Below are 13,369 nucleotides of genomic sequence, written 5' to 3'. Positions count from 1 at the left end.
AAGGGATTGCCATGATGAGTGAAAGTAAACAACGCTCAAAAAACATCTTCGTGTTGTATCTGGACGATGAACACTTACAGGACTTGGAGGCTATACCCAACCGAGAGGACGTCGTTTTCCACGGACTTCTACCGGCAGGTGAACGAACCCGCAGCGAAGACTTCGACGTAGATGCGGCGCTCGATAAAGCCGAACGTCAGTTGCGCGATTTTGACGAGCCCATTGACGCCATCATTGGCTATTGGGATTTTCCCGTTACCGCAATGGCGGCAATACTGTGCGAAAAGTTTGGCCTCCCATCACCCAGCTTGGAAGCGGTTCTTAAGTGTGCTCACAAATACTGGAGCCGCGTTGAACAGAAAAAAATCGTACCAGAATTTACTCCGAACTTTTGCGCTGTTAATCCCTTCTCAAATGATCCATTTTCCGAAATTACCCTACGCTTTCCGTTTTGGATAAAGCCGGTATGCTCATACTCTTCCATGCTGGGTTTCAAAATCAACAATCGTAGAGAATTCGATCGCGCCATGGACATCAGCAGGAAGTCCATAAGGAGAATTGGCGCCCCCTTTAACAAAATTCTTTCCCGCATTGATGCTAGCGAGCTGAATGGCATTGATGGTACCTATATGGTGGCCGAAGAGTTTATGCCCGGCATAGAGATCGCCCCCGAGGGCTACATCAAAAACGGTGAAGTCCATATTCACGGTGTCGTGGATATGATTCGAGCTGCAAACCACAAGAGCTTTCAAGCCTATCGCTATCCTTCGACGCGCGCTCGCCGTATACAAGAGCGTTGCAACAATGCAACCGCGAAACTTCTCACCGGAATCGGATACAACAACGGTTGCTTTAACGTCGAGTTTTTCTGGAATCAGGACAATGATCAGATTCGAATTATAGAAGTCAACCCGCGCGTATCTCAATCTCATAGCAAACTTATGGCTCATGTGGATGGCATGTCTAACTATGAAGTCGCGATTCACGTGGGCGCCGGCGATGAACCGCACTTTGAGCATGGCGGGGGCCCCTTTAACATTGCCGCAAAGTTTATGTATCGACGTTTTGACGTGGAAGATGCCCGCTGCGTTAGGGCCCCAAACGAACGGGATTTAGCACGGCTTCACGAGCAACAGCCAGAGACATCCGTTACCATCGCCGTGCATGAGGGCGACCGATTAGAAGATGTGGCCGACCGGGATTCCTATAGCTGGGTCCTGGCGGAGCTTGTGATTGCCGGTCACAACGTGTCCGAAATAAACCAAAAATTTGATGAAGCCAAAGATTTCTTGCCTTTTGAGTTTTCCTATAGCGCTCAAACCCGTGCGCAGCCGCCTGAAGATATGCGAACATAGGGCCTTCGACTGTCACTGGCAAGCTCCGACCTGCTTCGAGGTCGTAAACGCCAATTCTCAGCAAGACGGGGGGCACCTGCTTCATGTCTCATTCGAAAACATCCGAAGGCGACCCAAATGAACGCTCTCGAACCGCCTGGCATTCCCGCCCACCGGAACAGGTGTTGGATGATCTGGGTAGCGACTCAAGTGGGATTAGCGACGAACAGGCACGTCGTTTACTGGAAAAATTTGGTCGCAATGAGCTAAAACGACAAAAGCAGCGGCCTTGGTGGCGCCGCCTATTCGATCAACTCAACAACATACTCATCATCATTCTTCTCATCGCAGGTGTGGTCAGCGGCTTACTCGATCAATGGGTAGACGCCGTGGCCATCTTTGCTGTGGTCGCTATTATCACACTCATCGGGTTCTTCCAGGAGGGAAAGGCCGAGAGCGCTCTAAACAGCATCAAGAACATGCTCTCACCAAAAGCGACCGTACAGCGCTCAGGAGAACGACGGGAAATCCCAGCCGAGGAGCTAGTGCCTGGCGATATAGTGCACATTGAAAGTGGCGATCGTGTCCCGGCTGATCTCCGATTACTCAAGGTACGACGGTTGCGAACCGAAGAGGCCGCACTCACCGGTGAATCGGAACCCGTGGACAAAGACACGGCCAGGGTTCCGGAAGATACAGAACTTGGCGATAGACAGTGCATGGCCTATGCAAGCACATTGGTCGCTCAGGGAAACGCACAGGGCGTGGTCGTTGAAACCGGTGCAGGCACGGAGATTGGCCGTATCTCTACCATGTTGGGCGAAGTCGATAGAGTACAAACTCCACTGCTTAGGCAACTAGACCGCGCCGGGCGGGTACTTGCCTACTTTATACTTAGCGCGGCCGCCATAACTGGCATCTTCGGTATCGTTGTTCACGGTATGGAGGTGCCCGACGCCTTTATGGCCAGCGTCGCGCTGGCGGTGGCAGCAATCCCCGAAGGCCTACCCGCCATAGTTACCATTACTCTAGCGTTGGGCGTTCAAGCCATGGCGAAGCGAAACGCCATCGTAAGGCGCCTGCCGGCCGTGGAGACACTCGGCTCTACCAGCATTATTTTTTCCGACAAAACCGGCACATTAACCCGCAATGAGATGACTGCCCAGCGCATCGCATTGGCCGAAGGCGAGGTGGAAATTGATGGTATCGGCTATGCGCCTGAAGGAGATTTTTACATCTCCGACACCATGCAGAGCGAAGGGGGTGAAGCACCCAGTCAAAAGCGCGAACGCTTAAACGTGGAGGAACATCCACTGTTGAAACGTTTTTTGACCATTGGCCTACTGTGCAACGATGCCGGGCTACGTCGAGAGGAAGATCAGTGGACGATTAATGGGGATCCCACCGAAGCAGCGTTGGTTGTCGCTGCGGAGAAAGCCGGATTAGGTGCTAAAGAGCTTCGGGAGCGATTTCCTCGGCGCGATGTGGTTCCCTTTGAATCAGAACGCAAGTACATGGCGACTCTGGATCAATACCCTGATAAGGACAACGCTACCATACACGTAAAAGGCGCCCCGGATCGAATCATCGAAATGTGCTCTCATGTTCGAACCATCGATGGCGACAAGACTTTGCAACGAGACGAATGGGAACGAAAAATCGAAGAGCTATCCTCACAAGGGCTTAGGGTTTTAGCCCTTGCAGAAAAGGCTGCCGACAACGAAACTCAGCTAAAGGAAGAGGACTGCGAGGACAATCTGGTGCTGCTCGGTCTAGTTGGACTTCTAGACCCACCTCGCGAAGCGGTCGTAGATGCCATTAAAACGTGCTTGAAAGCCGGGATACGCCCGGTAATGGTGACCGGGGATCACGCCCTTACCGCCCGCGCCATCGGTGAAAAGCTGGGCTTGCAACGTACTGACAAGGCTATCACTGGCAAGGAATTACAAGGTATGTCGGAGCAGGAGCTCAGTGACTGCTTTGCGCAAGCCGACATTTACGCCCGCGCAGCGCCCGAACACAAACTGCGTCTAGTGAAGGCCGCACAGGCGTCCGGGCACGTCTGTGCAATGACCGGCGACGGAGTAAATGATGCGCCGGCACTCAAGCGTGCGGATGTTGGCGTTGCCATGGGTATCGGCGGCACCGAGGCGGCGCAAGAAGCCGCAGAAATCGTACTCGCCGACGACAACTTTGCCAGCATCGTCAACGCGGTAGAAGAAGGCCGGAAAGTCTATGACAACATTAAAAAAACCATCATTTTCATGCTGCCAACAAACGGTGGCCAGGGGCTGGCTATCGCTTTTGCGGTGCTGGCGGGCATCATGTTGCCCATTACGCCCGTACAGGCTTTGTGGGTGAATATGATTGTCGCGGTGACTTTAGGCCTAGCACTGGGATTCGAGCCCGGTGAAGCGGAACTCATGCATAAACCACCCCGTGACTCCAAAGCTCCCCTACTTGATATGTTTCTCCTTTGGCGCGTGATTTTTGTATCTGTGCTGCTATTGCTCGCGGTGTACGGAATGTTCCTGTGGCTACTGGTGCTACAGGAAACCTCTGTAGAGACAGCTCGCTCAGGAGCGGTTAATGTCTTAGTCATGGGCAGCGTCGCTTACCTTCTTAACAGCCGATTCATTACTCACTCCTCGTGCTCACTCTCGGCTATTATGGGCAGTCGGCCGGTACTTATTTCCATAGCGGCAGTCATCGTCTTCCAGTTGGCGTGGACCTACCTTCCTCCCATGCAATTGCTTTTTGGTAGCGCCCAACTAGAACTTGTACACTGGCTGGTGATCATTATTGTCTCAGCGCTGATTTTTCTTCTGGTGGAAGCCGAAAAGGCCATTCGACGAAAACGACTTAGAAAACGCAACCAGTGATGCAACAAATACGATTTGAGACGCCAAATTTTGGTCTGTTTGCTCTTTTTGTGGTGTGTGTGCCCTTACTCAACCCAGAATTAGGTTAATATGACCTGAGTCAAATTAGCTAAAATCAAACTGTGGCACACTAATTTTTTTGCAGTACAACCGTAAAGCACACATGGAGGGTTTTAAAATGCTAGTAAAAGAGGTAATGCACAGTGAAGTGAAATGTTGCCGATCAAGCGACAACTTAAATACTGTCGGCAGCCTGATGTGGAACGAGGATTACGGCATCGTTCCCATTGTCGACGACAACGATCAACTGCAAGGCGTTATCACTGATCGAGACATTACTATGGCGGCGACTCTTAAGCACCGTCCCCTATGGGAAATCAGTTGCAGCGAACTTCTCGAAGGGAAAAGTTGTTTTACCTGCCAAGCCAATGATAATATTCACGACATCTTGGAAGAGATGGGGCAGCGCCAAGTTCACAGAATGCCCGTAGTCGATGCCGACAACCACATCGTCGGAATCATCAGCCTTAAAGATGTAGTCGAGCGTACCACCGCCAGAGCCAAGGCGATCTCACGCAGCGCCAAAAGTTTATCGGCGGGGGAAGTAGTAGCGACGCTGCGCATGATACGTCAATCCAGCTCTGAAAGAGCCCCAGCGACCTAAAAACAAAGACGCAGTCTCTTGTATACAAGAAGATTCTGGCCTTCCCAAGTAACGGCCCCAGAATCCAACACGCTCGCCACCAACAAGGTTGGCAATCTTACGCGACAGCAATATACTGTTTCTCAAAAATTCAGTGCGTTGTTCTTTTTCGGTAAGCGGCGTATGTTTAGACTTGGTTTAATCGGAGCACACACACATGGATTCGCTTTTAGCTTCCTTTCCCTCAGATACAAATCCAGGTTGCGCGCCCTACGCAACAAGTGACCTGGGCCGAAGCAAGCCACGACCCGATTCAGATACCTTATCCCAATTATTTAGAAACGAAATTGTCTGTGAAGCCGGAGAACGGATTTTCGCTCAGGGCACGCCGTTTAACGCTTGCTATCTTGTTCGCAGCGGCGCGTTTAAAAGTTTAGTTCTTAACGAACGGGGCGATGAAAAAATTATTAGCTTTCACATGCCCGGGGATCTTATCGGCCTCGACAGCATTCATCGAGGTTACTATATTGGGTCAGCAGTGGCGTTGGAGCGATCACTCGTTTATGAGGTGGTGTTTCAAGAAAACGGTAGCCAGCTTCGTATGCCACCAGACATTCAAGAGCACTTCGTCAAGATCATGAGCCGTGAGCTGGCTAATATCGAAGACTTGCTTATGCTTACCAGTGAACACACCGCCGAAGAGCGTATCATTGCGTTTCTGTTGGCTTTTTCCACCCGTCAAACCAACCGAAATTTAACCGCTCACCAGTTTAGACTGCCAATGTCCAGGAACGATATCGCCAGTTTTTTGGGGTTAGCCGTAGAAACGGTAAGCCGAATGTTGACTCGTTTACACGAAAAGAACCTTCTTAAGGTAACGGGACGCAACGTGGAATTCATCGACATTGAAGGGCTTCGACATCGGCTGAAGACTGCCTAGCACCATTCACGCCATCAAAAATCAGATTTATAGGTTAGCTTAACAGACGGCTAACCGGCCGCACGGATGCGGCCGACATCACCTCTAAATTACAAGCGGACAATGGCTCTGTATTCCGCCACTTTCACATCCGAATGACCCTGTTCCTGTAGATACACTCGCATACCGTCCGCAGCATCCGGTTCGCCGTGAACGAGGTAGATTGGGGTATTGGGACTCACCTCAGACGCTTTTAACCACTCAGAAATATCCGCGCAGTCTCCGTGGCCGGACAAACCATCCAAAGCCGTTACTCGAGCCTTGCACGGCACATATTCACCGTGAATTTTGACGGTTTCGGCCCCTTCTAGAAGATGAGCCCCCCGTGTACCTCCAGCCTGATAGCCGGTCATCATCAAGGTCGTACGGTGGTTGCTCAGCAGCCGTTTCATGTGGTGGAGAATACGCCCACCTGTGATCATACCGCTGCCTGCGATAATGATATGCGGGTAATTGATGTCGGCTAATGCTTTGGACTCTTCAACACTGTGGGTGTAGGTCACCAGTTCCGCCATACGGCGGCAATCCGCATAGCTCAAGCGGTGCTGGTCGGCGTACTGGTGGTAAATACCTGAAACATCAATGGCCATAGGACTGTCGAGAAATACCTGAAGCTTTGGAATGCGGCCTGCATCCATCAACTCCGCCAACAAATATTGCAGCACTTGGGCCCGGCCAACGGCAAAGCTGGGGATTAGCAGCACCCCGCCCTTTTTCACCGTATCGTTGACGATTTCGGTGAGTTGGTCCCTCGTATCGACCTCTGCGTGACGACGAATCCCGTAAGTGGACTCCAACAGCAGCAGATCTAACTCTGGCAAAGGTTTGGGTGGGTACATCATAAGATCGTCGGGCCTGCCCACATCCCCGGAAAAACCAACTCGTTTCCCCTCAGCTTCCACGATCACACTGCCAGCCCCGAGAATATGCCCCGCCGGCTGCAAATAAATTCGAACGTCGCCCACCGTGAACACTTCACCAAACTTCACTGACTCAAACAGCGATAGACTCTCTTCCGCTGTTTGCCGGTCGTATAAAGGCTCGGGCTTTTCGTGTTTGCTCAATTTGTGTCGGCTGTAAAAACGGGCGTCTTCTTCCTGCAAGTGACCGCTGTCAGGCAACAGTACCCCACACAGTGCTCGGGTCGCCGGATGCGTGTACACGGGCCCACGGTAACCCAGACGATAAAGGCGCGGCACGTAACCGGAGTGATCCAGGTGCGCGTGGGTCAGCACTACCGCATCCAGGTTTTTGATGTCTAGAGGAGGATCTTGCCAATTGCGCTCCCGCAACCACTTGTAGCCCTGAAATAAGCCACAGTCGATGAGGATACGGGTATCACCGCTCTCTACCAGAAATTTGGACCCGGTTACGGTTTCAGTTCCACCTAAAAACACGATATTCATGCAATGACTCCACTGGCTCGCGCCTGGCAAGCCGCCAGTTGTTGCTCTATCGGACCCACCAGAACCGGACTTAAATCTACCGCATTGGAGGGATGGGGGATGGAGTTACTGGAAATTAACTCCCGCACGCCTTCGCGACGCAAGGTTTCATCCACTCCATCGGCAAAGATGCCGTGTACTGTGGCACAGTCTATACGCTCAACATCGGCGTTTTTTAATGCTTTCAGGGTTTTGAGCAGCGTGTGCCCGCTGCTCACGACATCATCAATAATTACCGCTGTACGGTGTTTGTGGGCGCGCATGTCTGGCAAAGTGACGGTAACATCACGATCGCCCCGGCGTTTTTTCCGGCCGATAATAAAAGGCTGCTGGATTTGCTCGGCAATAGCGGAAACCCACTGCTCGCTCTCTATATCCGGCCCCACCAACAGGAGCTCTTCGTTTCGCTGAGCGAGCCATTGCGCCAACATCGGTGCGCCCGCCACTGAGTGGGTGGGTACGGAATAGATCTCCTCGAGACTGCGGTATCGATGCAGATGCGGGTCCACCGTGACCAACCAATCCAATTCCACGGACACCAAACGCGCAAATATCTTTGAGGTGACCACTTCCCCGTCACTGAAGCGCGTGTCCTGACGCATGTAACTCAGGTATGGAGCGACTAAACCCACTGATGCCGCCGCCATCTCCTTCAACGTGGCGGCCACAAACACCAGGGGTAGAAACTTGGAATCCGGATCCACAAGGTTGGCAAGCAGCACACAATGCCGGCCACTCACGGGCGTATCCACCTTCAGGTAACTCTCGCCATCGGGAAACCGGCGCCTATTCAATGTGCCTATATCCGCTCGCAAGCCACGGGCGAGAGGCATCAGTAAGGGCAAATGTGGCTCCAGAGTAAACAGCAGTGGGGTCATGAGGTTTCTCCTACTTGAAACATGTCCCGGTTTTCCCGGTAATAGGCCAGAGCGTAGGCCAGTTCGCCGGGGGTCGCGGCAAAGAGGGTCGCCACGGGTTGGCCTTCGGCAACCCGATCACCCGCTTTGGCACGCAGCCTGAGGCCGGACACTGGTGACTCGGGCGCTCCCGCCAGTTTAGCCAACATCGCCAAACGGCGATTATCCATGGACCTGAGGGTGCCCGACTCAACAGCGTAGAGGTCAGTCTGATGCGCTGCGGTGGGGATGGATTTAAGACCGCCCTGAGCTTGGCAAATACGCTCGAACTGCTTCCACGCTTTACCAGAGGACAAGATCTCCCGGGCCTGAGCCAGGCCCTGCTCAAGGGGCTCGCCCGTAGCCATGGTCAGCAGGTGCCCGGCCAAAAGCACGGACCGCTCCGCCAAGTCTTTAGGGGCAGTCGAATCATTCTGCAGTACGGCAACCACATCTTTGGCTTCCTCTACGGGGCCAATCCCCTCCCCCACGGTCTGAGAGCCGTCGGTGATGACACAGTGAACCTGCAATTGCAAAGCCTCAGCTACAGCGTACATCAGGGCGGACAAGCGCTGCGCCGATGCCTGATCCCGTACTTTGGCGGTAGGCCCAACGGGGATATCGATTAATACATGAGTGGAGCCAGCGGCGATTTTCTTGGACAGAACCGAAGCCACCAACTGCCCTTCCCCATCCAGGTCCAGCGCTTTTTCAATGCGGATCAGCAAATCGTCGGTGGGGCTCAGCTTGACCTTACCCCCCCATGCCAAACAGGCCCCTACCTCTTGAACCACCGATTGCAATTTGTGCGTATCCAAGTCCACTTCGGTGAGCACTTCCATGGTATCGGCCGTGCCCGCGGGTGAGGTAATGGCTCGGGAAGAGGTTTTAGGCATAGTCAGCCCGGCCGCGCTGGCGATGGCAATCACAATGGGCGTGGTCCGGTTGCCCGGCAGTCCGCCAACGCAGTGCTTGTCAAACACTTTTGGCGCACCCGGCCACTGCAACTGATTGCCCACGGTCACCATTGCTCGAGTCAGCTCAATGACCTCCGCCAGACTCAGCCGGTCCCCGGCGCAAGCGGCCAGAAAACCGGCAATCTCCACATCCGAATACAGCCGCTGGCTGATATCGCGAATGATGGCCAGAATCTCCGCGGGCGCTAAGTCGTGGCCGTAGATCTTCTTGCGCATAAAGCTCAAGGAGGCCACCACCGGAGCATGGCCAACATCAACCGCCGCCCCTTCGCGCAACGATAAGTAGCGCCAAGCACTGCGGGAAAAGCCGATGCGCCCCGGTTCCAGCGTATCGCCAGTGACAATGTTCAGAGTAGCAATAATGGAGCGACCATCCGCATTCACTGACAACCGGGTGCTGGCCGTAAAACCTTCGGACAGGCAGACATCGCAGTCACTGCGCATATACACCACGGGTTCTTCGTGAGTGTCTATGCCCATTTGGGTCGCGTACAGTTTTTCTTGTTGAGTCACTCGGCCTTCCTAGTTCACGTATTAACAGATGTACACCTTAAAGATCATAGACAGCCATGACCAGTAGCGCCAGAAGTCGCGCGCGCGAGGCGTAGCTTATCCGCGCACGCATCACCGTAATTTGATCCGCATCAAGCATCCGATGGATCATCAGGCACGCGCCTACGAAGCACGGATGCTCCCGCATTACCTGGAGCGCGACCATGCTTTATTCATCCTTCTTGACCTGCTTAACGATCATTGGTGTTTCGGAATCGACCTCCACACCAACATCACGGGCGATCCACGGGCTAAGGTCCGAAGCACGAAGTCCGGGAGGCGGTTTTCTCCGCGCCAACCAGGCGCGGACCCACTGTAAAAAACGCACGGTGAACTCTCCATGTTTAGACGGAGAATTGAACGCGGAAAGAAAAAACGAAGGGGACTTGAGGATTCAGACCGCGGTCAATTCGCGGCCTGAATAAAATCTAATCAATCAAAGCAGCGAAAACAAACCAACTCCCAGAACGCAGGCGCTCGGGCGAGTGGAAATAAAGTAATGTTTACGCATGGCGATCATCTGAATCTGCTCTGCTGAAATTGGATGGTACTTTCTGGGTTTAGGACCGGCCCTGACACCGAGCAATAAATCATACGCGCCCGCTGTCAGTTTGACAAGCGAGCTAAAACAGGCAACGTCGCGTCAGATTTACCCGCATCCTGAACCGCTAACTCCATTAGTAGCTTGCGCAGACCGGTATCGGCGACCGGCCAGGCACTAGCACAGCCCTGCAGTGTCGTTGTTCCATCAAGATACCGTTAGGTTTTCAGCTGTGGCACATCGGATTACCGAGGCCACCTTGACCTTAGAATGCACCTGCATTCGCGGCCGCCCGCAGAATACAAAGTTAGCCTGAGGTATCTAGTCAATATCTGATCTGGAGCAAATTATTCCTACACTGCTAGCGCTAGACTGGATCCAACGCACGCACACGAAGGAAGGAGCGACACATGTCCCACGTAGACAATATCCTATGGTTTGAAGACCTGGACATGAACGATGTAGAAAGGGTCGGCGGAAAAAACGCCAGTTTGGGCGAAATGATTCAAACCCTGCGCCAGGAAGAAATTCCAGTGCCACCCGGCTTTGCCATCAGCGCGCAGGTCTATCGCGACTTTATCCGCAGCAATCACTTGGAATCCCAAATCCGCGATCAACTGGCCCGCTTGGCAGACCGCCGCCAAAGCCTGCCGGAAACCGGCGCCGCCATACGCGCCCTGATCCGGGGCGGCGACTTCACGCCCGAGCAGGTGCGAGCCATCGCCAACGCCTACGAAGAACTGTGCAAGCGAGTCGGAATGCCTGATTGCGACGTGGCAGTGCGCAGCTCCGCCACCGCCGAGGACCTGCCGGAAGCGAGCTTTGCCGGCCAGCAGGAGAGTTTTCTTAACGTGCGCGGCGTTGACGCCCTGTTAGAAACCAGTCGGCTGTGCCTGGCCTCGCTGTATACGGACCGAGCCATCGCCTATCGGGAACACCGCGGCTTTGCCCATGAACAAGTCGCGCTTTCCGTTGGAGTGCAGCAGATGGTCCGCTCGGATCTCGGCTGCGCCGGCGTAATGTTTACGCTGGATACGGAAAGCGGCTTCCCCGACGTGGTGCTCATCAACGGGTCCTGGGGTCTGGGCGAGAGTGTCGTCAAGGGCAGTGTTAACCCAGACCGTTTTATGGTCTACAAGCCCCTGCTGAAAGGACCCTTCCGCCCCATTCTGGAGCGCACCTGTGGCAGCAAAGCGGAAAAAATGGTCTACCCCCGTGGCGGCACCTCCGCCCCTCAAAAATCCACACTGACCGTGGCCACCACAGACGCCGAAGCCCGCGCCCTGGTGCTCAACGACGACGAAATTCTAAACCTGGCCAAATGGGGCCAGGCCATCGAGAACCACTACCGCAGAGCCATGGATATCGAGTGGGCCAAAGACGGTAAGACCGGACAGATGTACATTGTGCAAGCGCGACCCGAGACCATCGAATCGCAAAAAGAACGAGCGATTTTTTACAACTACAAACTCAAAGAGAAAGGCCAGGTGATTCTCGAGGGCGCCAGTGTCGGAAGCGCCGTGGCCAGCGCACCCGCCTGCCGCCTGGACACGCCCGACCAGGCGGACCGCTTTCCGGACGGCGCCATCCTGGTCACGGACCGCACCGACCCCGACTGGGGCGATGTCATGCGCAAAGCCTCGGGCATTATCACCAACAGCGGCGGTACCACCAGTCACGCCGCCATTGTCAGCCGCGAACTGAAAATTCCCGCCATCGTCGGCACCGGAACCGCGACCCAGGTAGTAAAGGACGGCCAGAAGCTTACTTTGGATTGCTCCGAGGGCGCTGTGGGCAAGGTCTATCAGGGAATGATGCGTTTTGAAAAAAGGGAAGTGAGAGTTGATCAAATGGCCGACACTCGCACTCAATTGATGATCAACGTCGCCATGCCCGATGGCGCCATGTACTGGTGGCAGTTGCCGACGCGGGGCATAGGTTTGGCGCGTATCGAATTTATCATTTCCGGCCAGAGCGGCATCCACCCCATGGCGCTGCTGCATCCGAAGCGAGTACAGAACCGCAAAGTGCTGAACCGTATTCGCGAGATGACCCAACACTACGACACCATGGCCGAATACTTTGTGGACAAGCTGTCCACCGGCATCGCCAAGATCGCCGCCTCCTGCTATCCGAATCCAGCCGTGGTGCGTTTTTCCGACCTCAAGTCCAATGAATATCGCGGTCTAGTGGGCGGCAAGTACTTCGAAATCGAAGAGGCCAACCCCATGCTCGGGCTGCGCGGCGCTTCCCGCTACTATCATCCCAACTACCAAGAGGCGTTTGAACTGGAGTGTAAGGCGCTTAAGCGTGCCCGGGAAGAAATGGGCTTTGACAATATCGTGGCCATGATTCCCTTTTGCCGCACTCCCGAAGAGGCGGACAAGGTCATGGAAATCATGGCTAACGCCGGATTAAAACGGGGCGAAAACGGCTTACAGGTTTACGTCATGTGTGAAATACCCTCCAACGTGATACTGGCGGAACAATTCGCCGAACGTTTCGACGGGTTTTCCATCGGCAGTAACGATTTAACGCAATTGATCCTAGGCATTGATCGGGACTCCACCGAATTGCGCTACCTGTTCGACGCGCGCGATGAAGCGGTCAAGCGCATGGTGGCTCAGGTCATCAAAGTCGCGCATGAAAAGCGCTGCAAAGTGGGCATTTGCGGTCAAGCGCCTTCAGACTACCCAGACTTCGCGGCCTTTTTAGTGGATTGTGGTATCGACTCCATTTCGCTCAACCCGGATTCGATTATTCGCGGTAGCCAGCACATTGCGGCGGCGGAAAAAGGCCGGTGAGTGGTTACCATGGTAGATCGGAAAGGACGCCCGGCGTTTTGAGACTCGCTGTAACAAATCGTCGGGACTACAAGGGTGTAGTCGGTAGGGCGAAGCAGGACGCCCGAAGTGAAATATGTCTGGGCTCTCCAGCGGGGATTAAGGGACATTGAGAACGGGGCGCTTGGGTAAGCTATTCCGGACTAATCGGCAGGAAAGCCGATTAGCACAGCCGCAGGCTGCCCGTAGGGTTGGGCACACGGATGTGCCCAGTGAGCCGCGGTAAACACATCCCTGTAGCTCCCCCGCGTCTTCCATGACGCGAGGGTTCCGGAAT

The 13,369-nt window shown here is 54.1% G+C and carries 8 protein-coding genes; 5 read left to right on the top strand and 3 right to left on the bottom strand.

Annotated elements, in window-relative coordinates; all coding sequences use genetic code 11:
• Positions 1-11 precede the first annotated feature (11 nt).
• The 4 genes from RBH33_RS01270 (at position 12) to RBH33_RS01255 (ending at position 5,799) form a co-directional block, all read left to right on the top strand.
• Complete coding sequence (locus RBH33_RS01270; RefSeq protein ID WP_306730305.1) at positions 12-1,355, top strand: ATP-grasp domain-containing protein; 1,344 nt, start codon at positions 12-14, stop codon at positions 1,353-1,355.
• A gap of 83 nt (positions 1,356-1,438) precedes the next feature.
• Positions 1,439-4,216, top strand: a complete 2,778-nt coding sequence (locus RBH33_RS01265) for a cation-translocating P-type ATPase (RefSeq protein ID WP_306730304.1) — start codon at positions 1,439-1,441, stop codon at positions 4,214-4,216.
• Between the two features lie 178 nt (positions 4,217-4,394).
• A complete protein-coding gene (locus tag RBH33_RS01260; RefSeq protein ID WP_306730303.1) occupies positions 4,395-4,880 on the top strand; it encodes a CBS domain-containing protein in 486 nt (161 codons plus the stop codon).
• A 196-nt stretch (positions 4,881-5,076) separates the two neighbouring features.
• Positions 5,077-5,799: a helix-turn-helix domain-containing protein gene (locus RBH33_RS01255; RefSeq protein WP_306730302.1), complete on the top strand. Its 723-nt coding sequence runs from the start codon at positions 5,077-5,079 to the stop codon at positions 5,797-5,799.
• A gap of 89 nt (positions 5,800-5,888) precedes the next feature.
• Here the strand turns inward: RBH33_RS01255 and RBH33_RS01250 are convergent, their stop codons facing one another.
• Genes RBH33_RS01250 through RBH33_RS01240 form a run of 3 tightly spaced genes read right to left on the bottom strand, consistent with a single transcriptional unit; the run spans position 5,889 to position 9,669 of the window.
• On the bottom strand, positions 5,889-7,244 hold the full coding sequence (locus tag RBH33_RS01250) for an MBL fold metallo-hydrolase (RefSeq protein WP_306730301.1): 1,356 nt from the start codon (positions 7,242-7,244) through the stop codon (positions 5,889-5,891).
• Complete coding sequence (locus tag RBH33_RS01245; RefSeq protein ID WP_306730300.1) at positions 7,241-8,161, bottom strand: ribose-phosphate diphosphokinase; 921 nt, start codon at positions 8,159-8,161, stop codon at positions 7,241-7,243. Before RBH33_RS01245 ends, RBH33_RS01250 begins: the two co-directional genes overlap by 4 nt.
• A complete protein-coding gene (locus RBH33_RS01240; RefSeq protein WP_306730299.1) occupies positions 8,158-9,669 on the bottom strand; it encodes a thymidine phosphorylase family protein in 1,512 nt (503 codons plus the stop codon). The genes RBH33_RS01245 and RBH33_RS01240 overlap by 4 nt, the downstream gene beginning before the upstream one ends.
• 990 nt (positions 9,670-10,659) lie before the next feature.
• Here RBH33_RS01240 and ppsA point away from each other — a divergent pair.
• The gene (gene ppsA, locus RBH33_RS01235; RefSeq protein ID WP_306730298.1) at positions 10,660-13,053 is read left to right on the top strand and encodes a phosphoenolpyruvate synthase; all 2,394 of its coding nucleotides are present in this window, start codon (positions 10,660-10,662) and stop codon (positions 13,051-13,053) included.
• Positions 13,054-13,369 lie beyond the last annotated feature (316 nt).

This window comes from Marinimicrobium hydrolyticum (assembly GCF_030848505.1).
GTDB lineage: Bacteria > Pseudomonadota > Gammaproteobacteria > Pseudomonadales > Cellvibrionaceae > JAVDDU01.
This window is presented reverse-complemented; position numbering and strand designations above follow the sequence as displayed.

Bases quoted from the DNA above. Each gene is read 5' to 3' on its own strand.
- RBH33_RS01245 (WP_306730300.1), bottom strand. From the start codon at position 8,161: ATGACCCCACTGCTGTTTACTCTGGAGCCACATTTGCCCTTACTGATG.
- RBH33_RS01255 (WP_306730302.1), top strand. From the start codon at position 5,077: ATGGATTCGCTTTTAGCTTCCTTTCCCTCAGATACAAATCCAGGTTGC.
- RBH33_RS01260 (WP_306730303.1), top strand. From the start codon at position 4,395: ATGCTAGTAAAAGAGGTAATGCACAGTGAAGTGAAATGTTGCCGATCA.
- RBH33_RS01265 (WP_306730304.1), top strand. From the start codon at position 1,439: ATGTCTCATTCGAAAACATCCGAAGGCGACCCAAATGAACGCTCTCGA.
- RBH33_RS01270 (WP_306730305.1), top strand. From the start codon at position 12: ATGATGAGTGAAAGTAAACAACGCTCAAAAAACATCTTCGTGTTGTAT.
- ppsA (WP_306730298.1), top strand. From the start codon at position 10,660: ATGTCCCACGTAGACAATATCCTATGGTTTGAAGACCTGGACATGAAC.
- RBH33_RS01250 (WP_306730301.1), bottom strand. From the start codon at position 7,244: ATGAATATCGTGTTTTTAGGTGGAACTGAAACCGTAACCGGGTCCAAA.